26 protein-coding genes, 1 tRNA gene and 1 pseudogene are annotated in these 26,380 nt (G+C 42.1%); 16 read left to right on the forward strand and 12 right to left on the reverse strand.

Going from position 1 to position 26,380, the window contains the following annotated elements:
- Positions 1-45 precede the first annotated feature (45 nt).
- Positions 46-546 carry a hypothetical protein gene (locus tag ACRQ5D_RS06420; RefSeq protein ID WP_091167292.1) on the forward strand — a complete coding sequence of 167 codons (501 nt, stop codon included), beginning with the start codon at positions 46-48 and terminating at the stop codon, positions 544-546.
- Between the two features lie 113 nt (positions 547-659).
- Here the strand turns inward: ACRQ5D_RS06420 and ACRQ5D_RS06425 are convergent, their stop codons facing one another.
- Positions 660-1,316 (reverse strand): metal-dependent transcriptional regulator, encoded by a 657-nt coding sequence (locus tag ACRQ5D_RS06425; protein ID WP_091167289.1) that lies wholly within the window; start codon positions 1,314-1,316, stop codon positions 660-662.
- A gap of 137 nt (positions 1,317-1,453) precedes the next feature.
- Here ACRQ5D_RS06425 and ACRQ5D_RS06430 point away from each other — a divergent pair, with 137 nt between their 5' ends.
- Positions 1,454-1,891, forward strand: a complete 438-nt coding sequence (locus ACRQ5D_RS06430; protein ID WP_432328565.1) for a DUF5990 family protein — start codon at positions 1,454-1,456, stop codon at positions 1,889-1,891.
- Positions 1,892-1,978: 87 nt separating this feature from the next.
- On the opposite strand, the gene ACRQ5D_RS06435 is transcribed toward ACRQ5D_RS06430, so the two are convergent.
- The 5 genes from ACRQ5D_RS06435 to ACRQ5D_RS06455 all read right to left on the reverse strand — a co-directional run bounded on the left by ACRQ5D_RS06435 (position 1,979) and on the right by ACRQ5D_RS06455 (position 6,692).
- Positions 1,979-2,521: a hypothetical protein gene (locus ACRQ5D_RS06435; RefSeq protein ID WP_091167284.1), complete on the reverse strand. Its 543-nt coding sequence runs from the start codon at positions 2,519-2,521 to the stop codon at positions 1,979-1,981.
- Between the two features lie 376 nt (positions 2,522-2,897).
- Positions 2,898-3,773: an OmpA/MotB family protein gene (locus ACRQ5D_RS06440; protein WP_091167282.1), complete on the reverse strand. Its 876-nt coding sequence runs from the start codon at positions 3,771-3,773 to the stop codon at positions 2,898-2,900.
- Between the two features lie 252 nt (positions 3,774-4,025).
- On the reverse strand, positions 4,026-4,532 hold the full coding sequence (locus ACRQ5D_RS06445; protein ID WP_091167280.1) for a hypothetical protein: 507 nt from the start codon (positions 4,530-4,532) through the stop codon (positions 4,026-4,028).
- Positions 4,533-4,661: 129 nt separating this feature from the next.
- Positions 4,662-6,413, reverse strand: coding sequence for a S41 family peptidase (locus ACRQ5D_RS06450; RefSeq protein WP_369596625.1), 1,752 nt, complete (start codon positions 6,411-6,413; stop codon positions 4,662-4,664).
- Positions 6,414-6,476: 63 nt separating this feature from the next.
- A complete protein-coding gene (locus ACRQ5D_RS06455; protein ID WP_090532134.1) occupies positions 6,477-6,692 on the reverse strand; it encodes a hypothetical protein in 216 nt (71 codons plus the stop codon).
- Positions 6,693-6,884: 192 nt separating this feature from the next.
- On the opposite strand from ACRQ5D_RS06455, the gene ACRQ5D_RS06460 reads away from it, so the two are divergent.
- On the forward strand, positions 6,885-7,457 hold the full coding sequence (locus ACRQ5D_RS06460) for a porin family protein (RefSeq protein WP_091167635.1): 573 nt from the start codon (positions 6,885-6,887) through the stop codon (positions 7,455-7,457).
- A gap of 129 nt (positions 7,458-7,586) precedes the next feature.
- Here ACRQ5D_RS06460 and ACRQ5D_RS06465 read toward each other — a convergent pair whose 3' ends face one another.
- Both ACRQ5D_RS06465 and ACRQ5D_RS06470 read right to left on the reverse strand, forming a co-directional pair.
- Positions 7,587-10,925, reverse strand: coding sequence for a ThuA domain-containing protein (locus tag ACRQ5D_RS06465; RefSeq protein ID WP_432328566.1), 3,339 nt, complete (start codon positions 10,923-10,925; stop codon positions 7,587-7,589).
- A 668-nt stretch (positions 10,926-11,593) separates the two neighbouring features.
- Positions 11,594-11,705: transfer RNA gene (locus tag ACRQ5D_RS06470), tRNA-Asp, on the reverse strand.
- Between the two features lie 151 nt (positions 11,706-11,856).
- Between ACRQ5D_RS06470 and ACRQ5D_RS06475 the strand changes: the two genes are divergently transcribed.
- On the forward strand, positions 11,857-12,333 hold the full coding sequence (locus tag ACRQ5D_RS06475) for an Lrp/AsnC ligand binding domain-containing protein (protein ID WP_090532141.1): 477 nt from the start codon (positions 11,857-11,859) through the stop codon (positions 12,331-12,333).
- A 132-nt stretch (positions 12,334-12,465) separates the two neighbouring features.
- Here the strand turns inward: ACRQ5D_RS06475 and ACRQ5D_RS06480 are convergent, their stop codons facing one another.
- A complete protein-coding gene (locus ACRQ5D_RS06480) occupies positions 12,466-13,593 on the reverse strand; it encodes a glycoside hydrolase (RefSeq protein ID WP_432328567.1) in 1,128 nt (375 codons plus the stop codon).
- A gap of 728 nt (positions 13,594-14,321) precedes the next feature.
- Here ACRQ5D_RS06480 and ACRQ5D_RS06485 point away from each other — a divergent pair.
- The 11 genes and pseudogenes from ACRQ5D_RS06485 to ACRQ5D_RS06535 all read left to right on the forward strand — a co-directional run bounded on the left by ACRQ5D_RS06485 (position 14,322) and on the right by ACRQ5D_RS06535 (position 21,606).
- On the forward strand, positions 14,322-15,260 hold the full coding sequence (locus ACRQ5D_RS06485) for an FAD:protein FMN transferase (RefSeq protein ID WP_091167267.1): 939 nt from the start codon (positions 14,322-14,324) through the stop codon (positions 15,258-15,260).
- 186 nt (positions 15,261-15,446) lie between these two features.
- Positions 15,447-15,653: a hypothetical protein gene (locus ACRQ5D_RS06490; RefSeq protein WP_431199281.1), complete on the forward strand. Its 207-nt coding sequence runs from the start codon at positions 15,447-15,449 to the stop codon at positions 15,651-15,653.
- 170 nt (positions 15,654-15,823) lie between these two features.
- A complete protein-coding gene (locus ACRQ5D_RS06495) occupies positions 15,824-16,684 on the forward strand; it encodes a hypothetical protein (protein WP_431199282.1) in 861 nt (286 codons plus the stop codon).
- Positions 16,685-16,693: 9 nt separating this feature from the next.
- A pseudogene (locus ACRQ5D_RS06500) lies at positions 16,694-16,968 on the forward strand (response regulator transcription factor); the annotation flags it as partial.
- Between the two features lie 36 nt (positions 16,969-17,004).
- Positions 17,005-17,169 carry a hypothetical protein gene (locus ACRQ5D_RS06505; protein WP_432329974.1) on the forward strand — a complete coding sequence of 55 codons (165 nt, stop codon included), beginning with the start codon at positions 17,005-17,007 and terminating at the stop codon, positions 17,167-17,169.
- Between the two features lie 38 nt (positions 17,170-17,207).
- A complete protein-coding gene (locus ACRQ5D_RS06510; protein WP_432328568.1) occupies positions 17,208-17,375 on the forward strand; it encodes a helix-turn-helix domain-containing protein in 168 nt (55 codons plus the stop codon).
- A 4-nt stretch (positions 17,376-17,379) separates the two neighbouring features.
- Complete coding sequence (locus ACRQ5D_RS06515; RefSeq protein ID WP_431199283.1) at positions 17,380-18,714, forward strand: sensor histidine kinase; 1,335 nt, start codon at positions 17,380-17,382, stop codon at positions 18,712-18,714.
- A gap of 256 nt (positions 18,715-18,970) precedes the next feature.
- Positions 18,971-19,651: an OmpA family protein gene (locus ACRQ5D_RS06520; protein ID WP_112656120.1), complete on the forward strand. Its 681-nt coding sequence runs from the start codon at positions 18,971-18,973 to the stop codon at positions 19,649-19,651.
- Positions 19,652-19,821: 170 nt separating this feature from the next.
- Complete coding sequence (locus ACRQ5D_RS06525; RefSeq protein ID WP_091167255.1) at positions 19,822-20,211, forward strand: HYC_CC_PP family protein; 390 nt, start codon at positions 19,822-19,824, stop codon at positions 20,209-20,211.
- Between the two features lie 69 nt (positions 20,212-20,280).
- Positions 20,281-20,781, forward strand: a complete 501-nt coding sequence (locus ACRQ5D_RS06530) for a heavy-metal-associated domain-containing protein (RefSeq protein WP_112656116.1) — start codon at positions 20,281-20,283, stop codon at positions 20,779-20,781.
- 24 nt (positions 20,782-20,805) lie between these two features.
- Entirely contained in the window at positions 20,806-21,606 is an 801-nt protein-coding gene (locus ACRQ5D_RS06535; RefSeq protein ID WP_129567916.1) for a hypothetical protein, read from the forward strand.
- Positions 21,607-21,915: 309 nt separating this feature from the next.
- Here the strand turns inward: ACRQ5D_RS06535 and ACRQ5D_RS06540 are convergent, their stop codons facing one another.
- Positions 21,916-22,833 carry a hypothetical protein gene (locus ACRQ5D_RS06540; RefSeq protein ID WP_129567915.1) on the reverse strand — a complete coding sequence of 306 codons (918 nt, stop codon included), beginning with the start codon at positions 22,831-22,833 and terminating at the stop codon, positions 21,916-21,918.
- Positions 22,834-23,170: 337 nt separating this feature from the next.
- Here ACRQ5D_RS06540 and ACRQ5D_RS06545 point away from each other — a divergent pair, with 337 nt between their 5' ends.
- A complete protein-coding gene (locus tag ACRQ5D_RS06545; protein ID WP_432328569.1) occupies positions 23,171-24,733 on the forward strand; it encodes a glycoside hydrolase family 10 protein in 1,563 nt (520 codons plus the stop codon).
- A 182-nt stretch (positions 24,734-24,915) separates the two neighbouring features.
- Here the strand turns inward: ACRQ5D_RS06545 and ACRQ5D_RS06550 are convergent, their stop codons facing one another.
- Together ACRQ5D_RS06550 and ACRQ5D_RS06555 are read right to left on the reverse strand one after the other, a co-directional pair.
- On the reverse strand, positions 24,916-25,677 hold the full coding sequence (locus ACRQ5D_RS06550) for a hypothetical protein (RefSeq protein WP_432328570.1): 762 nt from the start codon (positions 25,675-25,677) through the stop codon (positions 24,916-24,918).
- Between the two features lie 172 nt (positions 25,678-25,849).
- On the reverse strand, positions 25,850-26,293 hold the full coding sequence (locus ACRQ5D_RS06555) for a hypothetical protein (RefSeq protein WP_432328571.1): 444 nt from the start codon (positions 26,291-26,293) through the stop codon (positions 25,850-25,852).
- Positions 26,294-26,380 lie beyond the last annotated feature (87 nt).

Here is a 26,380-nt window from a genome sequence, read left to right on the forward strand (position 1 = left end):
GGATTTGTAAAAAATGCCTACTTTTAAAAATTAACATTTTTGAACATGCGATACACCTACTTTAAAGCATTTAAACCCTTATTTTTTATTGTATCGGCGCTGGTATTCACCGGCAATGTTGCCTTGGCACAAACCCAGGCGACCGCTGCCACCGCAACTTCGGCCGCGGCTTCGGTAACCGGGGTACAAACCTTTATTGATAAGTTTTTTAAAGAATACGACAAGCAAGGCACAGCCCGCGCAGTGATTGATATTTTTAAAAGCAACAAGCAGATGGATTCAACCCGGCTTACCGGGATTATTGTCAAAATAGATTCTATGCGAAGTGTAATAGGCAAATATCTCGGCAAGGACCTGATCATGCAACGCAAGGCTTCAAACAGCCTGGTACTGTACAGCTATCTGCTTAAACACGAAGGCCAACCGGCCCGCATGACGTTTATGTTTTACAAACCCAAAAATGAATGGGAGATCTACCGCCTCTACTTTGATGTAGACGTTGACGGTGAACTTGCCGAATCATCAAGAGTAACGGGGAAACCTTAGTTTGAGCTGAAAGCCGAAGGCAGAAAGCTAAAAGCTTTTTAACTTACAGATTAGCTTTAAGCATTCTGCTATTTTTCTCCAAAGCTTTAAGCCTTCGGCTTTCTGCTTTAAGCTTAATCTACTAATATATTCTCGCCAAACTTTTGCGAAACCGTGGTGTCCCCGCGGTTTTCAATTTTTATCACCAGCGAACTGTCGTATGGGATTTTTTCAATCAACTGAATTTTTGTTCCTATACCTATGTTCAGCCGTTGAAGGTATTGCAAAAATGAACTGCTGGTATCGCGCACAGCGGCAACATGGCTTTGGGAACCAGGTTTAAGCTCAGAAAGGCTTACAGAATAGGATTTGGGCACTTTACCGTTCGCCTTTGGTATAGGGTCGCCATGCGGGTCATATTCGGGAAAGCCCAGGAATTTATCCAGCCTGTCGGCAAGGGTGGCATCGTTAATGTGTTCCAGTTCTTCGGCAATATCATGGATCTCATCCCAGTGATAACCCAATTTCTCCAGTAAAAAAACTTCCCAGAGTCGATGGCGGCGTACAATTAATGTAGCATCCTTTAAGCCCTGCTGGGTTAACCTTACACCATTCTTTTTATCATATTCTATCAATTGTTTTTCGGTAAGCTTACGGATCATATCTACCACCGAGGCTGGGTTATTGCTGAGTGATTCGGCAATGGCGGTGGGCGTTATTTTAAAATCCTTTCCTTGTAATGCAAGGCGATAAATAGCTTTTAAATAGTTTTCTTCCGAAAGCGTATACATCAGTATTCAATTTGATAAAATACAAACATAAGCAAAAGTAAAACGCTTATTACATCCTGAACGTTAGGTAGTGCCTCAGCTTAAAAGAAAATACTCCGGATAAAACTTTTGAAGATTGGTTTGTATTATAATTGTATATGGATATTCAACTTTGTATTCGCCTTCAAAATCCTCCGGAGGAGGTAGATTTCGGAATTCAAAAGGGTAGCGGAACCGGATATGAAACCATTCAGACACAACGATCCGATGGGCTGGATATCCAATTTAATCTGACGATTCAATTAAAAAGCGATCCGCAGAAGATTAATGAACCCCGATTTTCGGGGCCGTTTGTACAGGGAAAGCCCGCAAGTCAATTCCTTTATATCGACGTGGGTGAATATGCAGGCCAGGTGGGAGGCTGGAGCCGCAGGGTTAAAATTCCACTTTCCGGAGTAACCTGGGACATGATAACCCAGCTTAGCCATCATCCAACTGCATTCCTTATAACGAGCTTTCCGGGAACAACAAAAGACGGCAGTCCCATTTGTGCTACGGTTAAACCATTTGAAGGCTGGAAGGTAAATATGCCTTAAACTGAGCCTCAATGAACTTATAGATACGCCCTGGAAACAAAATAGGCCTCCTTTTCGGGAAGCCTATTTGTTAAATAATAATGTTTATTAGTGATGTCCGTGACCACCGCCGTGACCATGTCCGCCGTCACCACCGTGACCGCCACCATGACCATGATCACCGCCACCGTGCCATCCGCCTCTGTTTGGGTTACCTCCATGCCATCCGCGGTCGCCGCCGCGCCAGTGATTGGCATATCTTACATCACGACTGTTACGGATAATCACCTGATCATGACGGCCGCGATAGCCGGAATAATGATCCCTGTAGTATGCATTGCGCATCCATGGGTTACGATCATTTATTACAACCTTGTAGCCATTGTAAACATTGTAGTTACGATACCTTACAGGTAAATACCTGCGGTGTACCCATACATTGTTTTCATAGTAAACATAATTATGGGTTGGCACATCATAGTAAGCATCAATATCAGGCATATAATAATAGTCAACATGATCATAGCCTACAGGCCCCCAATCGGGCTGACTGCCTATGTTGATCCCTAAACCAATACTAACCTGTGCAGAAGCTATTTTTGCAGAGAAGCAGCTTAACAAAATAACTGCCGATAAAATCATCTTTTTCATAACGCGTGTAATAAGTTATATTTATATGACTATAGTTAAAGCCCGTGGTTTAACCTGTCTTAATATCTGTTGCCCCATTTATTCAAAACAAATGCCATTGTAATGGTAACCTTAGTGTAATGAAGCAAGCTCAATTAATTGTAACACAGCAAATGCTGGTTATTTTCCGTCTTAATTAAATGAGCAATATTCCAAATTAAAAAAACTGTGTTTTGTTATCATTCGGTTAATAATTATATGGAAAATAAAAGCTTTCCGGGATTCCCGTAACCCTGTTTTAGCCTTTGCAATACTGTCTGCAAAAACATACGAAAATAGCTGCATAAAAAAAGCCACCCTAACCGGGTGGCTTGAAATATTGATAGCTAAACTACAATTATTGTTTAGGCGGCGCGGGCTGATCGGCCGGTGCTTTGCCTATCAGGTCCATAAACTGATCCAATTTTGGTGTTATGATAATTTGAGTACGCCTGTTTTGTGCTTTACCACTCGGGGTTGAGTTATCCGCGATAGGATTATACTCACCGCGGCCACCGGCAGTTAAACGTTTAGGATCAACCTGGTAAGTGGTTTGCAGGGCCTGCACTACTGATGAGGCACGTAAAGCACTTAAATCCCAGTTGTTACGGATATTTTTCTGCGAAATAGGGACATTATCTGTGTTACCTTCAATCAGCACGTCATAATTGCTATAGTCCATAATGATCTTGGCTATCTTGCTTAAAGTAGCACCTGCCTTATCAGATATTTCATAACTGCCCGATTTATACAACATGTTATCAGATAATGAAATGTACACAACTCCTTTCAAAACCTTTACATCAACATCCTGGGTTTCCTGCGGAGTTAATGAGCGGGTAAGATTGTTGGTCAACACCATGTTAAGCGAATCGCTTTTGTTTTTAGCGTTAACCAGTTGTTGTATGTAGCGGTTTGAAGCATTGATCTCATCAACCAGCTTTGATATGTTCACATTGCCCTGACTGCTTGAGTTTAAACATTTGTTCAAAGCATCCTGCAAAGCGGTTACATTTGTTTTTTGCTGCTCAATTTGCTCTTCAAGGCTTTTGTTACGGCTACGTGCTACGGCAAGGGCCTGTTCGCTGGTTTGGTACTTAATGCTTAGGTCTTTGGTACTGTTTTGTAATTGGGTGTAATTAGCATCCAGTTCTTTGTACTTTTTGCTGCTTACACAGCTTTGGCCTAATACTGCTACTACAAGCAGTGCCAAAATGGATATTCGGTATTTCATGGTGTAATTTGATTTAAATCGGTTAACAATAAATCGGTTAACTAAGTAACGAATATAATGTTTGTTTATAGCTAAACCTAAGTAAACAAACTATAAAAGTTAACCCAAATGTGACATAAACGGGCAACTTTTGTGCCGAAGACCAACTATGCCCCTAAGGGAAGATATAAGGGGAATTGCAAGAAAAAAGGGCTGTCCTTTTTGGGGGACAGTCCTTCATAAAAACAATCAAAATTATAACAATACAAAAACTTAATCGCGGTGGTCATTGCCGTGATTGTCATGACCATCATGTCCGCGTTTATTACCATTTGATTTTTGTTTTACGTCAACCCTGCGCACGGTTTTACGTTCAACCCAATGGTTACGGTATTTTTCATCGTGGCTATCACGAATTACAACCTGATCATGACGGCCTTTGTATGAAGCATATTTACGTTTGTAAACATCGTTCCTAATCCAAGGGGTGCGCTCATTAACTACTACCTTGTAGCTGCGATATACATCATAGTTACCAAAACGTGGCGGCAACATAGCCCCATGAACCCAAACATTATTATCAAAATAAACATACTGGTGGGCATTGATATCGTAATAAGAATCAATATCGGGCAGGTAATAATAATCTACATGGTCATAACCTACGGGGCCCCAGGCAGGTTGGCTGCCTATGTTGATATTTAAGCTTATTTGCGCGCTGGCTATTTTTACGGTTAAGCTGCTTAATAATATAGCAGCTGTTAAAATTATCTTTTTCATTTGGTGTTATTGTTTGTTTGTAAGTATATGACAATAACAGGCCATAAAAGTTTAACTCCCTTACCTATTGCAAGGGGTAACTAATTGGATACAATGTGTGTTTTGAATTGAAACAGACTGGTGTTCAACCTATTCGTCGTCGTCATCTTTATCGGCTGCTTTTTTAGCTGCCATGGCCAATACAGGTTTTCCGATAACTTTATAGCTGCCTTCGCCTTTTAATATTGATGCCAGCTGGGCTTTGTCTTGCATGGTTTTTACGCTCTGCGCAAGTTCTTTATCGTATTTAAAGTTGGTTTCGTAACGGCCTTTTTCGTAGTAATAGCGCGACGCTATTTCGTTTTCAAGTACTTGCTTTATTTCGTCTTTATGTTGAACAAGATCGTTCTTTTTGCTGGCAATAAGTTTGGTTTTCAAACCTTCATACTCGGCCTGGATATCGTTGAACTGTTTATCCTTCGTGGCTTCAACTTTTAAAGTGGTTAATAATTTTTCGGATGCGGTGGTGTAGCTATAGTTTTTATCGGCCAGGTATTTTATAAAGTCATTGTATTCACCGTCAGATAGCGTAAACGAACGGGCATCGGCAATTTTAGCGTGCTTATCGTGGTAAACTGTGGCATAATCAAATATCAGCAGTTTGCCCACCAATGCCTGGGTAACATTGGCAAATTTTTCCTGTTTAATAAAGAGGTCTGGGTAAATGCCGCTGCCGTCATAAACAGAACGGCCGTTCTTTGTTTTAAATTCATGGATCAGCGAATCGGCCACTTTTACCACACTGCCATCATCCTTACGGTGGGTATAATCCAGCTCCTGAATACAACGGCCCGAAGGCACGTAGTATTTGGCAATGGTAATTTTTACCAGGCTATTGTATGGTAAATTGAAAGTTTGCTGTACCAGGCCTTTGCCATAACTGCGCTGCCCGATGATCACCGCGCGGTCGAGGTCCTGCAGGGCGCCGGCAACAATTTCACTTGCCGATGCCGAATGGCTGTTTACCAATACCACCAAAGGCAAATCGGGTTCGAGCGGTGCGCTGATGGTGCTGTAAGTAAAGTTCTTTTCCTTTATCTTCCCTTTTTGAGATACAATTTCCACATCTTTCTGCACAAAAAGGTTCACTATTTTTACAGCTTCCTGTAATATACCGCCGCCGTTTGAGCGAAGATCAAGAATGATACCGCTGGGATTTTTCTTTTTTAGCTCCACGAGGGCATTGGTAACTTCGGCAGCCGAATTTTCAAGAAACTTATCCAGTTTAATGTACCCCATGTTGCCATCAACCATGCCAAAGTACGATACATTGGGCTGTTTGATCTCGTCACGAACCAGGTTCTTTTCAAATGGCTGAGGTGTATTATCCCGTTTGATGAACAATTTTATGGCCGCACCCTTTGAGCCTTTCAGCAGTTGGCTCACCTGGTCATTATTCTTGCCGTTAAGGTCAACATCGTTTATCTTCAGGAGCTGATCGCCGGGGTGTACATCTCCTTTTTGGGCTGGGAAGCCCGCAAACACTTCCGATACAAATACTTTACCGTTACGCAAAAAAATACTGGCGCCAATGCCGCCATACTGGGTACTTACGTAATGCAGCTTATAATCTTCAATTTCCGATTCGGGCACAAACTCGGTATAAGGGTCAAGGCCATCGAGCATGGCATCAACACCGGTTTTTACCAGCTTGGCCGAATTGATATCATCAACATAATTGATATTAACCTCTTTATAAACAGAGGCAAAAACATCAAGGTTCTTAGAGATCTGGAACAGGTCGTCATTAAAACCCACTATACCCGCGGCCAGCAAGGCAATACCTGCAAATAAGCCTGCTCTTTTGTATTCTTTTTTGAACACTAAACCCTGTTTCATCATTTATCCTCGAAAAAAATAAAAATACAAAAAAGCTATCCAGTTTGTATAACCGCAGTGTCTATTTTACAGTCGGTTGGTATCAATATTCACCAGGGCCTTTTTTAGGGTAAAAACCACATATTTGCGATCGCGGTTTACCAGGTCCATCAGTTTGGTAATCAAGCTTTCTTCCTGTCCTTCACTGTATTTTAACTGCTCGTCTGTAAGGTGGTTGTATTTACGTTGAATCTTAATTTTTACGCGTTCCCAATCCTTGTTGGTAATACTGATTTCAGCCATGTTCAATTTATTTTCAGCAAAAATATAAAAAATACCAAGTTGCTACTGCTAATTGTTTGGCTCGTGTATTGATAATACGTAATACGGCTCAAATATGGGCCGGGTTATAACCAAAGTAAATTAATAGCGTAGGGCCGTATACAATTTAAAGGATAACGTGCGTTTATGGCTTTACATTTAACATCTAAAATCATGAAAAAGTATCTATTAAGTGCAGTATTGCTGATAGCTGTAAGCATCAGTGCAAAAGCACAATTTTCTTTAGGCGTAAAAGGGGGTGTCAATTTTTCAAAAATTGGCTCCGATAATTTTAACGACAAAAACCTGACCGGCTACCAGGCTGGTTTATTTGCCCGCGTAGGCAACGGCGTTTACTTACAGCCAGAGCTTTACCTGAGCGGCACCGGCGGTAAATTTGAATCAAATGATAATAATACCGCATTTAGTGGCAAGGTAAGGTTCACTAACCTGAATGTGCCATTATTGGTAGGTAAGTCATTTGGCCAAAAAGATCTGAACTTCCGCATTATGGCAGGGCCTATTTATACTTACACGCTTGATCAAAGCACCAGCGTAAGTAATAACGTAGGTAATGCATTCAATGATTTTAACAAAAGCAATATTGGTTTCCAGGCCGGGGCCGGTGTTGATATAGGTTCAATCACTGCCGATTTGCGTTACGAAGGCGGCTTAACCAAAGTGAGCGACAGTTTTGCTAAACGCCAAAACCTTTGGGCACTAAGTGTGGGCTTTAAGATTTTTTAAAGATTATAGAGAGTTCGTGGGGACACGAACTTTGGGAATGTAAAACGGCCCGGCAGATTAACCTGCCGGGCCGTTTGTTTTTATCTCCCCCGCGTAATTGCTATGACGGGTGGTTTAGGGCTCTTGCCCCTACTTCGCACTAAACACAACTGATGTTACCCCTGCTGTCATAGCGGCTTTACTTGCCGGTTTGTATATGAAGAACAGCTTATGCATTTTACCGTCAGTTACCGGCGTAAGTACCAGGTGAACAGCGCCGCCTTTAGCATCCTTAGCAGGCACAGGCATACTTCCTTTACCTGCAAGGGTTCCTGTTTCCGAATCGATCCTTAATTCAAAATTAAGCGGAGCAGTAGGTGGTGCTTGCCAGAAATTGGTTAGGTTAATGGAGCGTACGCCTGTTAAATCGATATTCTCCAATGCAAACCAACCGTCGGTAGCCGGATAGATCATCAGGTTAATGCCATTGTATTTAAAGGCGGTAAACCCGTTGAATTTTTCGGTGCCTTTAAACTGGTAAGTACTGCTGTTTAACGATACAATGCTGCTACCTGTTAATTTCTTAATATCGTTACCGCCATCATCAGTGTATTTGGCCGATAATACTAAGGCTGCCGACTGCTGTTTTTCAGGCGGAGCAGGCATAATAGTGCCAGATGCAGCTAAAGAAGGTTTTTGATTGCTGTTATCGAGCGAAAGTACCCAGTTAATGATCTGATCAAGGTCGCCCTGCTTAATGTTTGGATGGGCAGACATAGCTGTTTCACCCCAAACACCGGCACCACCTTTAATTACCTTTTGGGTGAGTTTGGCCATGGCATTAGGATCTTTTTTGTATCTGGCCGCAACCTGAACAAATGACGGGCCTATTGATTTACCGTCTTCCTTATGGCAGCTTTTGCAATCCATAGTTAACATGAGTGTTTTACCGCGGTTTTCGGGTTCGCCTTGCTCGTGCTGTGCCGCTGATTGCGCCTTGTCGAAACCCTCAATATAATCAAGCCCAACATAAATACGTTTTGGATCTATCGCTTTGGTGTCAGGTCCATCGGTTACGTTAACCGCATATTTGAACGGCACGCCAGGCAGGTAGAACGATTTATTACCACCACTGATATTGATGCTAACAGTTGGTTGCTCGTTACCTGCGTAAACACTAACCGGCGCGCTTTTACTTGCTGCACCTTTATCGTCTTTTGCTTCAACAGTAATTTTGTAATCGCCAACTGTTGTGTAAGTATAGCTAAGCGATGGGGTGGTTGTTTCTTTAGTTACACCATTACCCAGGTTCCAGGTGTAAGAAATATTATCTTTTTCCGGATCAGCGGCTTTGGCAGTCAACTTAACAGTAAAAGGCAGTACGCCAGATGTTTTATCAGCTTTGAAAGATGAAATTTCGGGAGGACGGTTGCCTGAAATATAGTCAATACGGAACAGGCCAGCATCCGGGTTATGTGAAAACCAACCGCTGCCGTACTCCAAACCATAAAGCCTGCCATCTGGGCCAACTTCCATATCAATCATGGAGTTTACCTTCAATTTAGGGAAGAAAGGTTCCATCTTATCAAAATCACCTTCAGGAGTTAGCGTGATGGCCTTTATCCATCCGCGCATCCAATCGTATGCTAAAAACTTGCCGTTGTAATAATCAGGCAGGCGGGTTTCTTCCGGGAACATATCTGTATAATAAACCGGACCAGCCATAGCGTTACGACCGCCGGTACCAACCTGCGGAAAATCTGCCGATGGGCCATAAGGATACCAGATAAATGCAGGTTGCGCCGGCGGCAGATCGGTTAAACCTGTGTTATTACGCGAGTTATTAACCGGGTGCTTAGGATCAAACGCCGGGCCCGATTTGCCTGTGGCATAATCATAAAGGTGGTACGGTTTGTTATCGCCTACAAAATATGGCCAGCCAAAGTTACCCGCTTTTTTAGCCTGGTTAACCTCGTCGTATCCCATGGGGCCACGGTTGTCAAGGCTGTCATTGTGCGCATCCGGACCCACTTCGCCCCAGTACAGGTAGCCGTTTTTCTGATCTACCGAAATCCGGTATGGGTTCCTGTCGCCCATTACATAAATCTCCGGGCGGGTTTTTGGCGTACCTTTCGGGAACAGGTTGCCTTCGGGGATTTCATATGTGCCGTCATCTTTAAGGTTGATACGCATAATTTTACCGCGAAGGTCATTGGTATTACCAGCCGAGCGGCGGGCATCAAACTGCAGGTGACCCGGCCTGTCATCAAGCGGTGCATAACCGCTGCTTACGTACTTTTGTCCTTTTTCGTCAAACGGAGTTGAGTTATCTCCGGCCGAGAAGAACAGGGTTTTATCAGGCCCCGGACCGAATGCTATCGAGCCACCTGTGTGGCAGCAGATATCACGCTGGGCTTTCACCTCCAAAATAACCTTCTCCGTTTTTTTATCCAGGGTATCGTTTTTAAACGTAAACCTCGAAAGGCGGTTTACCGAACTATCGGCAGGACTATAATAAATATAAATCCAGTTGTTTTTTTCAAACTCAGGGTCTTTAGCCAGTCCAAGCATCCCTTCTTCGGCATTTACATTGGGCACATGTGCTTTCCAATACACATCAAAAAAACCAACCTGTTTCACCTTCTGGGTATCGTGTTTGTACAGCATGATCTCGCCGCGGCGCTGGATCACCATAATATCCAGGTTCGGCAATATGGTCATTTCGGTAGGCTCAAAAAATTCGCCGGTTGATAATTGTGTCTTTTTAAAGCGATCCTCATCGGGTGGCAGTTGGGTTTTAGCCTTGCTGTAATCCAATTCCTTATTTTCGCCTATGGCATATTTAATACCGGCAAGCAGCATTTTCAGGTAGCCTGTTTCTTTATAACTTTCGTCGGTATGGCCCATGGCTGTATAAAATGCACGGCCCCCGTCAAAATCATGATACCAGGTGGCAGGGTGGTTACCCATACGCTTCCCTCCTTTGTAACTGTTTTCATCAAGGGTAATGAGTACATGTACATCTGTGGCCAATGGCTTGCGGAAACTATAAAACTCATCGGTGCGTTTCCATACTTTAGGCAGATCTTTAGTTGCATCGTTGTTGGCATCAACTATATTATAAGTGCCGGGCTGTACATTCGGGTTTTTATCATGGATACCCGGGTGGTCATAAAACCAGGCGCCAACCAGGCGACCATACCACCCCCAGTCATATTCTGTATCGGCGGCAGCATGAATGCCTACATAACCGCCTCCCGCCTGAATATAACGTTCAAAGGCTGCTTCCTGCCTGTAATCAAGTACATCGGCAGTAGTGCTTAAGAAAATAACAGTTGAATACTTTTTGAGGGTATCCTCGTTAAACATTGCCGAGTTTTTTGTAGTGTCTACCTCAAAGCCATTTTCGGCGCCAAGCTTTTTGATAGCGGCTATACCTGCATCGATGGATGCATGGTGAAAGCCCATTGTTTTTGAAAAGATAAGCACGCGCGGTTTATTGGGGCGTGTTTTGTTACAGGATAAGTAAATGCAGCTGAATGCCACAAGAACCATCAGGACGATTTTTTTCATATCGACTTAATTGCAGATTGGGTTAATTGGTGTTCGGATCGGTTTCAGGACTCAAGGCAGCAATATACCACAATCGATTGCAATAAATTGGTGCCTACCAAATTTATAACTAAATCTTTACGAAACAATATGCAATGTGTAAAAATGACACATTATTTTTTACTGTGATTTTGACGGTTTTTGCTGCGTCCGGTCATATATAGAAAGGTTATTTCCTTTCCTGCTTTTTTCGGCAGGTGCCCGTGAAGCTATCCGGATGATGTTATGCGAATTGGCTTAGGCTGATTACAATATTTTGGAGAATGCAAAATAAAAAAGCTGTAAAAACAGCAAAGCCCCTGATGGGCAGGGGCCTTTACTAACCAATTATAAACCTAAATTATGAGAAGAGCTGTAGGAGAAGGAGTCGAACCTTCACGGAGTGGTTATTTTTATCGCTAAAAGTTTCCCAATTTCTCCGCCACCGCGACAAGGAGGTGTGTCTGCCAAAAATTTCACCATCCTACAGTGTTGTAAGTCTTAAGTCGTTAGTCTGAAGTTCTAAGTCTTTTGACTTAAGACTTCTGACTTTGTACTTAAACTTGCTGTTGGGGAAGGATTCGAACCTTCACAGAGTGGTTAGCCCGCTTCGGGTTTTCCATGATCTCCGCCACCGGGACAAGGAGGTGTGTCTGCCAAAAATTTCACCACCCAACATTGTTTTTACTTTAAAGAACATTAAGCATTTCCCTTTTGCTTGATACAAATTTAATAGGACTATCTATTTCTTGCAAATATTTCAACAAAAATATTTTATTTTTAATCGAATTTTAATTAAACTTGTATTTCAATATAGATATTCAAATTTATGTCCCACAGAAAAGCTCAAAATTTAGAAATTGATAATCTTGACATCCAGATTTTATCAATATTAATGAAAAATGCTACCACTCCATACACCGAGATAGCTAAAGAGTTGATTGTTTCTGGCGGAACCATACACGTGCGGATGAAAAAGTTAGAGGAGATGGGTGTAATAAAAGGGGCCAGCCTTGAGGTAGATCCGCAAAAGTTAGGATATGACATCACTGCATTCCTGGGTATTTACCTCGAAAAAGGATCACAGTATAATGAAGCTGTAAAGCAATTAAAAACAATTAAAGAAATTGTCGAGTTGCATTACACTACCGGCGAATGGAGCATTTTTGCTAAAATTGTATGTCATGATACCACTCACCTGCGTGAAGTTTTGAACGAGCAGATCCAGGGTGTAAGAGGCATTCAACGTACCGAAACCTTCATTTCGCTTGAAGAAAGTATCAGGAGGCAAATAACGCTGGAATAAATTTTTACTCAAATTATTGAAACGCCTACAGCCTGGTTTTTACCGGGCTATAGGCGTTTGTTTTATGAAAACCTCAAATTGATTACCAAAAAACGGACTATCGAGCGTTAAAAGGGAATATTCATGACCCGATTACCATGTCACCCTAACTGTAGTGAAAGATTTTCCGGCATAATCAACATCATAATAATTTTGATTCACATTATCCTGGCTCCAAATCAACGCGTTATTTTCCGTTGCACTGGTCCTGTAAATCCTTATTGTACTTATATTGCCGCCAAAGTACAGCCTAACCCTGTTTTGGGGATCGGTATTCCAGTTAACTACATGAATATCGGCCTTGTTTGAGGTTGTAAAAGCGCTTACGTTATCCGCTCCAAAGTTCGTTATGCCGGTTAAGGTTGTCGGAATATAATTTTCGTTAAGCAGGTTAGCCGTATATTGTTGAAAAACGTAGTAATTTTTCTTTCGTACCGCCGGTGCTCCCCAGGGAGTATACAGCAGCCCGCCAAAATTAGTTTCAGGATTACCCCATTCAAAATACAGCCAGCCTTTGGCTCCGCCCCTAAAGGCATCATGAAATTTATTAACAAGGTCAAGGGCAGCCGTTAATTCATCCGGTGTAGTCCCCATACCAAAGCCAGCGTGCCACTCCGTCATATACAGGCCCTTTGCACCCGCTGATGAAGAGGCTGATGAAAAGTTAGCAGCCGAACTATTTAAATATTGATGAGTGGTGAAAAGACTTACGTTCCCCGAGGCATTAAGCCCCGAAACATATGATCCGGTATGGGTTACATCAATACAATCCGGAGATGCAAAAACAGGTACAGAGATACTCAATGACTGTAATTTAGTTTTAAGCCATCCGGCAGTGCTTGTATATACACTTTGGGCTTGCGCTGTAGTAAACTCCGCCGATTCGTATGCTATACCCGAAGACGGGTAATCGGGCTCATTCATTAAGCTCAAATAATTAACTGTTATTCCATTGTCTTTTAGATTTTTAATATGAGCATACAAAAATTCGCCGAATTCGCTATAAGCATTTGTTACACCTGCATTAAGCGTTCCTCCATTATTAACGCTATTGTTAGTTTTCAAATATTTAGGCGGAGATAATACAATGGCCCAAACTTTAATAGCCGGATTTATAAGCTGCGCTTTTTTTAACGCTGTTATCTGGTCAACCAGGTTAGAATTGCCGATAAAATTAAATTTAGAAAAATCGGTGTTATTCGGGTCTGTATTATCATTCACATCCTCCACTCCATCAGCTCTAAGTACAATTTTAAAAACATTTACATTAAGGTCATGCCAAAGCCAGTTGCTTGCATCAGTAAAATTAGTTATCCCGTTTACCAGGTGCCCACTATAAAAATAGCAGCCCGCCCCTATAAGGTCAATCTTCTGGAGGGGCTTCCTATTCCTACAGTTATGCTTCCCCCGCTTTGAACGGAATTTATAACTGGCTGATTCACGCGTTGCTGTGCAGGAGGGACAGCATTTTTACGACAGGACAAAACAGCGCAAGCCAGCGTCACAGCTATCGCTGAAAGGATTTGATTCTTTCTCATAAACTTTTCTTTGATTGATAATTGGTCCGTAATTTTCGATAATAAAACAAGCTGATAAATGGACATAATCAGGTTTTATATGGACTATATTACTTTCAGGATATTCAACACCATATCCTGCTGAAAATTTATAAAAGCAGAGGAAAAAAGATATTTTATTTCGATGTTGCTTCAACACTGCCCTCTTAAGTTAGCGCTTCTGCCCGCTTTAACTCTTTTTATCATTTAAGTGTTAAAAAATGTCAAAACCAGTTAATTATATTAATTAAAAAGCCTTTTTCATCTCAATTTCATAAAGCGCCGCTACTTTAGTTTTTGTAAAGGAGTGATGTAGCGTAATTGATCAAACTCGCGTAAGGTAATTTACGGTGCATTGTGTGTTCATTTTTAGATACTTAAAAGATTATTATTATGCTGGCTATAAAAACTTTAACCGATAATTTAACAGTCTACAAACGCAACATACGTTTAATGGGCGATAAATTTGAGATTAGTGTAGTGGGCAATAACCCCCTGCTGGCCGATGAGCAAATTGACATTGCCATTGATGAAATTAACAGAGTTGAAAAACTGCTTTCGGCTTTTAGCGATGACAGCAGCATCAACCACATAAACCGTAATGCCGGTATTGCCCCGGTTAAAGCCGATGGTGAAACATTCAGGCTCATTAACAGGGCACTGCAAATATCAGAACTTACTTACGGCGCTTTTGATATTACCTACCTGGCTGATAACGCATTTAACGAAACCACAGCCGAAAACGCTTCGGTAAAAACCGCCAAACGTACGCTTCCACTGGCCAGCTACAAAAACATAGTGCTTGATGCTGTAAAACAAACTGTTTTTCTGAAAGAAAAAGGTATGCGCATCGGCTTTGGCGCAAACGGCAAAGGTTACGCTGCCGATCGGGCTAAATATGTATTGCAAATGAACGGTGTGAGCAGCGGCGTGATCAATTTTGGCGGTGACCTTCTTGCATGGGGCTTACAGCCAAACCTGCAGCCCTGGACTGTTGCCGATGCCGACATTAGCCAGCTAAACCAACCCTTTGCTGATTTGGAGATCAGTAATCTTGCTTTTGCTACATCGGTTAACGCCGAAAAATATGCAAGTATCAGCAATAAAAAATTCACCAACGTATTTAACCCTAAAAAAGGTTTTCCGGTTAGCGGTATTACAAGCGTAAGCATCCTTAGCCCTACCGCCGAATTTGCCGACGCTTTGGCCACACCAATACTCACCATAGGTGTTAACGCCGGCTTATACATGATCAATCAGCTTAACCAGGTGGCCTGCGTTATTATTGATGATCAAAACCGGGTTTATCCGTCAAAAGATATTGCTCTCTGACTTTCAAACATTAAAGTACACTCATAAACCTTTCGTCATAATTGTGATCTGGTATAATTCATTTGCATCGGCATTTTTACAAGTGCTCCTGCAAATGAATTGTTATTTGTTGTACCTTTCTCATTTTGGTGTAAACATTTAAATTGTCCTTTATTTGAGCCTTATTTTTACCTTTTCTTCCCCTCAATGATAAAGTGGTTTGCGTATATTGTCCTGTTATTGATATTTGCAACACGTATATCATTTGCCAATGCCCTTACAAAAAACATTGATGCACTTGCTCATGCCGGTAACAAAAAACCGGGTGCGTTGTCGTATACTTTATTAGCGGCTGATACTACGACTAAAACCAAAAAGCAACTGGAGGATGAAAAGAAAAAATCAAAGAAATAGCCAAAGCAAAGCGGCAGGCTAAGCCGGCTACCGTTGACGAAGATGCCGTACCGCCTAAGCCCAAACCAAAAAGGCAGCGCCGCCCCGAAGGCATGGAGCGCCCGCCCGAAATACCGAGGAGAAATGGCAGTTAAACCGGTTAAACAATTTACCATATTGATGAAATACCTTTGCTTACTTTTTTTATGGCTGCAAGCGGTACCGTATTTGGTGCGGATACTGATTTGCGCATTTTTGCCGGTAAGCGCCCTTTAGTAGCCGATTCTGATACTATTATTCGTAAGCGGTCAATTTCGGCCGGGGTAAGTTATGGCAGCGACGTGCTGTTTTTTGGTCGTACCGGCCCGGTAAAATATCCTTTTGTTACTGCCGATCTGATTTATAATACCAAGTCGGGTATCTTTTTATATGGCTCGGCCTTTAAAGTTTTGGGGTATGCCCCTGTTGATGAGGTTGATTTGGGCGGGGGATATTTTTACAAGTTTTCAAAAGCATTTTCCGGCTCAGCAAGTTATACGCGGTTCTTTTTTGCCAGGGATGCAGCACAGGTTATCAAGTCGGCCTCCTCAAATGATATCAATTTTAAAAACTCATACGATTGGCATTACCTGAAAACAAGTGCCGTGCTTGATTATCTTTTCGGCAAATCGAACGACATTTTTTTAACGATAAGCAATTCAAAATACTGGGAAAGCAGCTGGAGCATTTTTGACGACCAGGATTTTCTTTCCTTTAACCCTTCCTTTAATTTCATCCTGGGCACGCAGAATTTTGTTCAGCGCTATTCACTTGATCATCATTTCAGGGATGAGGCCGCCAATATTTCTATACAATATGACCCGCGTTATGCGAGCCGTAACCGCCGGTTCAACATGCTTAATTACAGCTTCAAAATCCCGGTGGCTTATAACCGGCCGCATTATACGTTTGAATTTTCGTACAAATATTCTATCCCGGTTAACGTAGAAGGAGTATTGCTTAACCGGCGCGAATCATTTTATAATTTAACTTTTTACTACGTTTTTTATTAGTCATAATACATGAATGTTTTAATAATAGAAGACGAGACAGCACTTGCCCACGAACTGGAAATTTTTCTTTCAAACTATAACTATATCTGCGAGGTTTGTTTTGACGGCGCTTCGGCATCCGAAAAAATTGCCACAAACCTGTATGATTTTATATTGATAGACCTGGGCCTGCCCGATTATGACGGCCTTGATCTGCTCAGGGAATCAAAAAAACTAATTCGGAGGCGGCATGTATTATACTCACCGCCCGCGCAGAGATCAACGACCGGATCAAAGGCCTCGACCTTGGCGCCGACGATTATCTGCCTAAGCCTTTTTCGTTGCTTGAGCTGCAAAGCCGTATGCAGGCAATCATCAGGCGTAAGTTTGGTGTTAAAAATAACATTGTTGAACTGGGTGGTTTCCTGATCGACCTTACCGCACGTACTATATCCTATTATAACAGCGTTGTTAATACCATTACCAAAAAGAATTTGACCTCATAGCCTATTTAATTTTACATAAAAACCGTACGCTTACCCGCATGCAGCTGAGCGAGCATATTTGGGGCAGCGTGGTGAATAATGACTATGACAGCAATTATATTGACGCGCATATTAAAAATATCCGTAAAAAATTAAATGCCTATGCCCCGCCCGACTGGCTGGAAACGGTACGTGGTTTGGGTTATAAAATAAAGATCAACGTCTGAGTATTTGAAATTAGGAACAAAACTTACCCTTTTTAACGCCATCTCCAAGCTGGTTATCGTGATACTATTTGTATTGCTTGTTCCTGTATTGATCAAAAATATCAGCCGTAATTATGTCGACAGCAAGCTTATCAAACAAAAAAACAAGCTGCTGCAAATTGTAAAAAGCAAGGGCATTGAAACCTACATCGAAAACGGCGAAGGCTACGGCAGCTACCTCCCGCTTAAGGAAGAATATATCAGCCTGGACGAAGTTGATCCCGATTACTTCCTGGATACTATAAAAAGAGGCAAGCGCCTTTTTAGTGAAGGGGATACATTAGAGTATCGCATACTAAGCCACACCTTTAAGGTTAAGAACAAAAATTACCTGCTGGAAATTGGCAAAAGTGTAGATACTTTGGATGAAACCAGCGTCCCGCTGCAAAACATAGCTTTCCAGGTATTGCTGGGAATGATTTTGTTGACCGTATTAGCCGACCAGGTATATTCAACCTATGTACTTAAGCCTTTACGGCTTATTATTAAAACCAAGCTTGTAGGGCAAAAATTCCCTAATTTTCATACCTACCGGCAGGTACGTACTACCACATCAGATTTTCAGCACCTGGATATCAGTATCCATAACATGATTGAAACCATTGCGGATAAATTTCATAAAGAGCGGGAGTTTATTTCCAACGCATCGCATGAGCTTATGACACCTATCTCTATTCTTCAGTCAAAAATCGAGAATATGTTTGAGGAGGAGGATATCAATGATGAGCTTAAAGGCAAGTTATTGGAAATGCAAAAGATCCTGAACCGGTTGAAGAGCATTACGAAAACGCTGCTGCTCATTTCGCAGATAGAGAACGAACAGTTTTTAAAAGAAGACAAGATATCGGTATCCGAACTATTACAGGAGGTTTATGACGAGATCTCCATTCGCCTGCAGGATAAAAACATCAGCTATGAAATGTTGATGCCTGACAACTGGCATTTTGTCAACGTCAATAAATTTTTACTCTTTAACCTGTTTTTTAATCTTATTAACAATGCCATTAAATACAATCATGAGGGCGGCAGCATTAAGGTAACAGGTATTGCTGTAAATGATAAATTTATGATCAGTATAGCTGATACTGGCGTCGGTATAGATGAAGCCGCCATCCCACTGATCTTTAACCGCTTTAAAAAATTCAGACAGTCATTAAAACAAGACAGCTTTGGATTGGGCCTGCCTATTGTAAAATCAATAGCGGCCTTTCATGATATTGAAATCAATGTAATTTCTGAAAAAGATAAAGGGAGCACCTTCAAACTTATTTTCCCGGCCACGTTGATAGTAATTTCCTAAACTTCAAAAAAGCATGCCAAATTGTACTGTAGCAAAAATTTTACTACTGCTTTGTACTAAAAATCGGGCAGTGTTGTAAAAATCAATAATCCTGCATTCTTTACTCCACTGAAATTAACTTTACTTATCATTAAAAAAATGTTGCTATGATTGATGGAGGGTGTTCTTTTAAAGGAAGCAGTCTATAATACTGCCATCAGGTTTTTTTGGCATCTGCTTTGTAAAAAGTACGGTATAACATAATTATACAAGTACGATGAGAACGCTTAAATTAAAAGTAGCCACCCTTGGTATAGCATTAGCTACAGCAGGCATATTAGGCTCAGGATGTAATTCACTTACAAAAACACAAAAAGGTGCTGCTATTGGCGCGGGTGCCGGTGGTACAGTAGGTGCTTTTATTGGTAAAGCTGCCGGTAATACCGCATTAGGTGCTATTATAGGTGGTGCTGTAGGTGGTACCGCAGGTGCTTTTATCGGCCGTAATATGGACAGACAAGCTGCCGAAATTAAACAAACAGTGCCGGGCGCCACAGTAACCCGCGAAGGTGAAGGCATTTTGGTTAAATTTGATTCAGGTATTTTATTTGACACCAATAAATCAGATTTGAAACCTGCTGCGGAAACTAACCTGCAAAACCTGGCTGCCTCATTACAGAAAAACCCTGAAACTAACATTACCATCATCGGCCATACCGATAATACCGGATCTGACAGTTATAATCAAACACTTTCAGTAAAAAGGGCGGATGCTGTAAAATCATATTTAGTTGCGGGTAACGTAGCCTCATCACGTATGACAGTGACCGGCAAGGGCGAAAGTGAACCAATTGCCGATAATACCACTGCCGATGGCCGCGCACAAAACCGCAGGGTTGAGATCACCATTGTGGCAAACGAAAAAATGAAGGAGCAGGCAAAACAGGCTGCCCAGTAATACAGCGTAATAATAAGATCAGTTAATAGTTTAAAGAGAAAGTCCCCGGCGCAAAGCCGGGGCTTTTTGGTATATGCCAAAATCACTATTTGCACATTTGTTAAACAATGTGTTATCCCAACTGATAAAAACATTTTGTAATCAACAAGTTAATCACCTACTTTTGCAGTATGGTAAAAAGATCAGGAGCGATATTACTCACTATGCTGTACACAGTTACGGTATTGGGCTTTGCTCTTAATTTCCATATTTGCGGCGACTATGTAGCATCTGTAAAAATTGATGCCCCGGCGGTTAACTGCAAAATGGACCAAAAAGGCGGCAAAATGAAATGCTGCAAGGATAAACAGGTTGAAGTAAAAGTAAAAGACGCTCACCAGGGCGAATCAACTTCCTTTTTAGCAAAGATGTTTGGCTTTGAACTGCCAAGCTGGTCGTTCGATAGCTTATTTCCGGCCTTACCATCTTCCTCTTCCGACAAATTTTATGACCGCAGCCCTCCCGATCCATCGGTTCAGGGCATCGCCACATTTATCCGCAACTGTATCTTCCGCATTTGATCTGTTAATTGTTAAACCCGGTAAACCTTATCAATAGTTTATTCTCTAACAATTAATTATACGATCAACATGAAAACTTTAAAAATATTCATCATCATATTTGCGCTTTCTGTAACAGCAGCTAAAGCCCAATTTACCAAAGCCGAACTCCAGGTTAGCGGCCTTACCTGCGCACTATGCGCCAAATCAACCGAAAAAGCATTACGCACACTGCCGTTTATTGGCGAAATCAAAACTGATCTGATCCGTAACACTTACCTCATTACCTTTAAAAATGACGTTCCGGTAAATTTTGAGCAGATCAGCAAAAAGGTTCAGGGTTCTGGATTTTCGGTTAACAGTTTAAAAGCCACTTATAATTTTGCCAATACCAAAGTTGCCGAGAATGCATTTAACTACGGGGGCGATACTTATCGCCTGCTTAACGCTGCCGATAAATCATTCACCGGCGATGTGAGCTTTACCGTGGTTGACAATGGTTTCGCACCCAAATCGGTATCAAAAAAATACCTTGGCCAGGTTACGGATACCGCCCCTGCAAGCGGCCGCGTTTATCATTTAGCTATCTAAGTTCTTCATTTAACATCATTTTTTATGAAGAGGATATTATTGGCTGTTTGCCTTATGGCAATGGCACGCCCTGTATCGGCGCAGGAACTGTATGTAAATACAGAACCTGCCAGCAATATGGCAACCGGCTCATTGGGCATTCGCGTGGAAAACCAGGGATATTTTAAGCCATCGTACAAAAACCGCAGTACTATTGAAGCCATGTATGGCGTTAGCCGGCATTTGATGGTGCATGGCTCGGTTTACATGTCTGATTATTATAATTCAAGCCAGCACTTTGAAGGTGGCAGCGTGTACGCTAAGTATCGGTTCCTATCTATCGATACCGTTCAAAAGCATTTCAGGGGCGCATTTTTTGCCAAGCTATCAAGTATTAACAATCCTATAGTGAACCGGGAGATCACTTTAGAAGGTGATAACAGCGGTGCACAGGGCGGTGTAGTTTTCACCCAGTTGCTGCATAAGCTGGCGCTTTCAGGTTCGGCAAGCTATTTGCGGGCTTTTAATAACAGCGGGAACTATGAAATTTCAACCAATAGAGTACGTAATGCCGCGGCTTATACCTTATCTGGCGGCTATTTGCTTTTGCCACGTAATTATCGCGACTACAAGCAGGTAAATTTAAACTTGTATTGTGAACTGCTGGGCAAAATCAACCCAGGGCATAGCGAAAGTTATCTGGATGTTGCACCCGCTTTGCAACTGATCTTTAACAGTACCTGCCGGCTTGATTTCTCGTACCGTACGCCTGTCTATAATGATATGCAACGGAATACTAAAAATATGTACCTCATCAGGCTGGAGTACAACTTTTTTAATCTTTAACCCTGCTTTCGTTCACCATCGTGTATGTGATATTGGTTGAGGCTTTTGCCCAACATCATTTATGACAGCACACCAATTGGATTTGAGGTGTATTTAAGGATAAGCCCGGCGCTGATGAAAATTTAATGATGACTAACTTTTCGAATTAAATCAAATTACACGAATTGGAGTAATGCATAATTCCATCTTTATTGTAATAATGTCCTTTTGGAATATCAAACACAAGAAGAGGCCCGGTTTGCTACGCAAACCGGGCCTCTTCTTGTAATTCGTGAAATCCGACCTAAATCGAAAAATTAGTGCCGATAATTATTTAAGCGTTACACCTGTTTTACCCATAGTACCACCATCAGCATAAAGCATAATGGTATAAGTGCCTTTCTGGAATGGCAGGGTTGGGTTTATCCAGTCGATGGTGTATTGTGTGCCATCATCCTTAAAATCAATGGATGTTTTGTAGGTGTATTGCAGGTCCTGGCCATCGGCGCTGAAAGTTCCTGAATCAGGTGCCGTGATCAGGTTTCCGGTTGGGTCAATCACGCGTACATAAATATCATGCATAGTTTTTGTAGCCAAAGTATTGCTGGCCACAGTGAAGTTGATCTTCAGTTTTTTGGCTGGGTTTGCACGGGTTACGTCAACCTCTTTTCCGCTGCCTTTTATTTTATAGGCAACCACATCCGAAGTTGCAAGCTTGAGCGCCTGGGCTACTTTCACCTTAGCACCAAGATCCTCATTTTGTTTGGATAGCGTATCCACCTTTTTGGCAACCGTTGCCAAATTGGTTTTTAAAGTATCCCTTTCGGTGGTGAGCGATGTGTTCTGTTTTTTGAGCTCATCAATGTCGGCAGTATACTTGGTTACAAAATAACGGAGTTGTTTTACATCCTCCTGTACTTTGGCAAGTTCCTGTGCGGTAAGTTTACCTTTGGCCAGTTTAGCCCTCAAGACTTTAATGGTAGATTTTAACGAATCGTTTTTGGCGGTTAGTGCCGCTGTCATTTTGGCTTTGCCTGCAGTGACCTGTTCAACCTGCGATTCAAGACTGTCGAGCTCGGTTTGCAGCCTTGTTTGCTCATCATGCTGATAAACTATTTTTTTATCGGAGTTGTTTTTTTGCAGGTACAGATACACATCGGTACCCAATAAAGCAAGCACTACTACAATAAGAAAATAAATGACGTTTGAGTTTTTCTTAGGTTGTTGTTGCCCAGATTGGTTTTCCATAGCAATTAAATGTTAAGTTTTAGCATAGTTAAGCAAGTGGTATAACAAAAGCTTAGCTATAGTGTTTAGTTTTTAACGAAATATCAACTGTTAATTGATGTAAAGCGCTTTCCTGCAAGTATATACAGATGCGTTTATCCTTAATGGTTAACATATTGAACGTTAAAACACTAAAAATATGATTTTTTAAAAAATTATTACATCAATTGTTTTAGGCGTTGAGCTAAAATAACTACAAAATGTTTAAAACACAATAAGGCTTCAATTTTTATACTTCATAATAAACCTGCTACGTTATGAGTTTATATCTTTGCAACTTTCAATTTAATTCTATTTGATGCATATATACCAACGGTTCATACTCCTGATTATAATCCTGTTTACAAGTTTAACAGTTAATGCGCAGCCGGCCGATCTTGTACCGGCACCGGTTGATGTAAAAATGCAGCCTAAGCGCGAATTCAGGGGAGTATGGATAGCCACCGTGGTTAACATTGACTGGCCAACCAACTCCAAAGCTCCATCAGAAAAGCAGAAACAAGAGCTTATAGATATACTGAACTCGCACCAGGAAACCGGGATCAATGCGGTTATGCTACAGGTGCGGCCCGCTGCCGATGCATTTTATGCCAAAAGCCGTGAGCCCTGGTCGAAATATTTAACCGGTAAACAGGGCCAGGCCCCCAGCCCTAATTATGACCCGCTTGAATTTGCCATCACCGAAGCACATAAACGCGGCATGGAGCTGCACGCCTGGTTTAACCCTTACCGCGCTACTTTTGACGGCAACTTTGCAGCGCTTAGTCCGCAGCATATTACCAAAATAAAGCCTGAATGGTTCTTTACCTACGGCGGCATTAAAACTTTTAACCCCGGCCTGCCCGAAGTGCGCGACTATATTGTACAGGTAATACTGGATGTTGTGGATAATTACGACATAGACGGCGTACACATGGACGATTATTTTTATCCATATCCCATTGCCGGTCAAAAAATAAACGACGAGGAAACATTTAGAAAGTACGGTGAGGGTTACGATAATATTAAAGACTGGCGCCGTCATAATGTGGACCTGCTGATACATATGATTGCCGACAGCGTTCATGCGCATGATCCTAACATGAAATTCGGCGTAAGCCCTTTTGGCATCTGGGCTAATAAAGCGCAAAATGAGGAAGGTTCCGAAACCAATGGCGGTTCCTCATATTATGAAAACTACGCCGATACCCGCAAGTGGGTAAAAGAAGGCTGGATAGATTATATCAATCCGCAGCTTTACTGGCAGATAGGCAACCGTGCTGCCGATTTTCAAAAGCTGCTCGACTGGTGGGGCGACAATACTTATGGCAGGCATTTATATGTAGGCCAGGCGGCTTACCGCATCAATGAGCGCAAGGTTCAGGCTTTTAGAAACCCGGCTCAACTACCTCAGCAAATAGAACTTATTCGCAACAACCCAAGGGTACAGGGCAGTGTTTACTTTAGCTCCAACTCACTCACCAGCAACCCGCTTGGCTTTACCGACTCGCTACGCGACAATTATTACCAATACCCTGCACTGCCGCCGGTAATGCTTTGGCGCGATTCGATACCGCCTAACGCCCCTCAACAGGTTACGGCCAAAGCCGTAGGTAAAAGTGTAGCAGTGAGGTGGCTTACTCCAACTTTAGCTAAAGACGAAGAGCCGGTTTACGGCTATGTGATCTACCGCTTTAACGATGGCGAAAAGATAGACATCGACAATCCTAAAAACATTCTCAAAATCAAATATGATCCCACGCTTGGATACGACGATAATACTGTTATTAGGGGTAAAACCTATTTTTATGTAGTCACAGCATTAGATAGGATGAAGAATGAGAGTGAAAGGTCGCCAACAATAGCGGTCACGGTTCCATAATACGTTAATATCCCGTTGTCATTTCGAAACGAGGAACGAGTGAGAAATCTCCTATGCACTATATCAAGCGGCTATGCAAAGCGTTTAAGCCGGGTATATAATTTCTCTTTCGCCCAATGTTCAGCCTCTCTCTGCTCAGTCAGGAAATGACACAATTTATACCTCAATCAACCCTTTGTCCTTCAGTTTATTGAGGTAGATATCGATCTCACTATCGCCCATGCCAAAAATACTTTCATTTTTCCAAAAGCGTGGTAAATGGCCGTTTTGGTTTTTGCGCCGCCATTATAAATATCCAGTAGTTTTTGTTCGATATAGCTCAACCCATCCGCATTGGTTTGCATCCGTTTCAGGTGTGCCTGTAGTGCAGGCTTAAGCAGCGGGAGGCCACCCCAGAAGGTATTTTCGTTTAGCCATTTTTCTAACCCCGAGAGGTCATTATTAACATATAGCCTCCAGGCATCGGCGGCCAAACCGAGCTCCCATTCGTTCAGGCGTTCGCGGGCATCATACAATTCTTCAAATTGTTCGCCGGTTAATTCACCCAGGCCTTTCTTATTATCAAACTGAACACAATCGGCCAGGCAAATGAGATAAATGGCCGGGGCCGACATATCGGTTTTCAGCGAAAGCATTTCCAATACGCCCAGCAGGTTTACCTGGCAATGCAAATCAAATTCAAACCACAAGTTAATCTCGGTATACCGGCTGTTTAGTTTGCCAAGCTCATCTATCACTTTATGCTGATATTCATCTGCCGGGGCATCGAATGTTCTCTCAATCCAATCGCGGCGCGCGGTCCAGAAACTTCCTGAAAGGATATTTTCCTGTAAAGGGCCTTCAGAAAACACCTCGCGCCAAACCATAACATCGCCGTCGAGCCCGGTTTGATCAAAACCATCTAACGCGGCATCGCCATTTAATATATGCAGGATAGCGTTCATAAAAGCTAAGTTATAAATAAAACCGGGGCGATCTCTAAAGGGGAGTTTGTCAATCTTAATTTTAAATTCAGATTGCAAAAGTAGCCCGGCTTATGATACAGACTGGTGTTTTACATGCCGTTGCGCGGTACCCAGGCCTGGCTTTTAATGAGCCATTTGCCGCTCACTATCCTTAATACGAACGAAAAAGCCCCTGTTCTTCAAAATGTTCGCCATTCACAAGGCCTGTATATTCAACAGGAGCTATGAGGTAAACTATTTCGTCGGTTTGCTGAAAAGTTTTGATGCGCTGCAAATCGACTTTAAAATCCCTGATCTTAAAATCCTTAACCGCTTTTTGTACCGAATTTATCCATTGCACACCGGCCAGTTGCCCGTTCCACGAAAAGGGAGGCTGTTCATCGGCTACTACGGCATTAGGAGCGTAAAGATCAGATACTGCTTCGATACTGAAAGTGCCGGAAGCTTTTATTACCGTTTCAACAACCTGGCGCACCTCGGGCTTTAATTTAGCTACCGTATCGGCGGGCAGCATCATTTTTGCCGAAGCTGCAATACCAGGCAAACTGCTCATAAACATGCACAGGCATAAAAGGGGTAGTAAATGCTTTTTCATGATCTTAACGATTTCACACTATGCTATTAAAGCCGTTCAATATACGAATAAGCCGTTGTAAAAATACTTTTTGATCGCTATTGTTTC

The sequence above is a fragment of the Mucilaginibacter sp. P25 genome (assembly GCF_050859465.1).
Taxonomy (GTDB): Bacteria; Bacteroidota; Bacteroidia; order Sphingobacteriales; family Sphingobacteriaceae; genus Mucilaginibacter; species Mucilaginibacter gossypii.

Coding starts and splice junctions, on each gene's coding strand:
- ACRQ5D_RS06420 (WP_091167292.1), top strand. CDS start 46: ATGCGATACACCTACTTTAAAGCATTTAAACCCTTATTTTTTATTGTA.
- ACRQ5D_RS06425 (WP_091167289.1), bottom strand. CDS start 1,316: ATGTATACGCTTTCGGAAGAAAACTATTTAAAAGCTATTTATCGCCTT.
- ACRQ5D_RS06430 (WP_432328565.1), top strand. CDS start 1,454: ATGGATATTCAACTTTGTATTCGCCTTCAAAATCCTCCGGAGGAGGTA.
- ACRQ5D_RS06435 (WP_091167284.1), bottom strand. CDS start 2,521: ATGAAAAAGATGATTTTATCGGCAGTTATTTTGTTAAGCTGCTTCTCT.
- ACRQ5D_RS06440 (WP_091167282.1), bottom strand. CDS start 3,773: ATGAAATACCGAATATCCATTTTGGCACTGCTTGTAGTAGCAGTATTA.
- ACRQ5D_RS06445 (WP_091167280.1), bottom strand. CDS start 4,532: ATGAAAAAGATAATTTTAACAGCTGCTATATTATTAAGCAGCTTAACC.
- ACRQ5D_RS06450 (WP_369596625.1), bottom strand. CDS start 6,413: ATGATGAAACAGGGTTTAGTGTTCAAAAAAGAATACAAAAGAGCAGGC.
- ACRQ5D_RS06455 (WP_090532134.1), bottom strand. CDS start 6,692: ATGGCTGAAATCAGTATTACCAACAAGGATTGGGAACGCGTAAAAATT.
- ACRQ5D_RS06460 (WP_091167635.1), top strand. CDS start 6,885: ATGAAAAAGTATCTATTAAGTGCAGTATTGCTGATAGCTGTAAGCATC.
- ACRQ5D_RS06475 (WP_090532141.1), top strand. CDS start 11,857: ATGTCCCACAGAAAAGCTCAAAATTTAGAAATTGATAATCTTGACATC.
- ACRQ5D_RS06485 (WP_091167267.1), top strand. CDS start 14,322: ATGCTGGCTATAAAAACTTTAACCGATAATTTAACAGTCTACAAACGC.
- ACRQ5D_RS06490 (WP_431199281.1), top strand. CDS start 15,447: ATGATAAAGTGGTTTGCGTATATTGTCCTGTTATTGATATTTGCAACA.
- ACRQ5D_RS06510 (WP_432328568.1), top strand. CDS start 17,208: ATGCAGCTGAGCGAGCATATTTGGGGCAGCGTGGTGAATAATGACTAT.
- ACRQ5D_RS06520 (WP_112656120.1), top strand. CDS start 18,971: ATGAGAACGCTTAAATTAAAAGTAGCCACCCTTGGTATAGCATTAGCT.
- ACRQ5D_RS06525 (WP_091167255.1), top strand. CDS start 19,822: ATGGTAAAAAGATCAGGAGCGATATTACTCACTATGCTGTACACAGTT.
- ACRQ5D_RS06530 (WP_112656116.1), top strand. CDS start 20,281: ATGAAAACTTTAAAAATATTCATCATCATATTTGCGCTTTCTGTAACA.
- ACRQ5D_RS06535 (WP_129567916.1), top strand. CDS start 20,806: ATGAAGAGGATATTATTGGCTGTTTGCCTTATGGCAATGGCACGCCCT.
- ACRQ5D_RS06540 (WP_129567915.1), bottom strand. CDS start 22,833: ATGGAAAACCAATCTGGGCAACAACAACCTAAGAAAAACTCAAACGTC.
- ACRQ5D_RS06545 (WP_432328569.1), top strand. CDS start 23,171: ATGCATATATACCAACGGTTCATACTCCTGATTATAATCCTGTTTACA.
- ACRQ5D_RS06550 (WP_432328570.1), bottom strand. CDS start 25,677: ATGAACGCTATCCTGCATATATTAAATGGCGATGCCGCGTTAGATGGT.
- ACRQ5D_RS06555 (WP_432328571.1), bottom strand. CDS start 26,293: ATGAAAAAGCATTTACTACCCCTTTTATGCCTGTGCATGTTTATGAGC.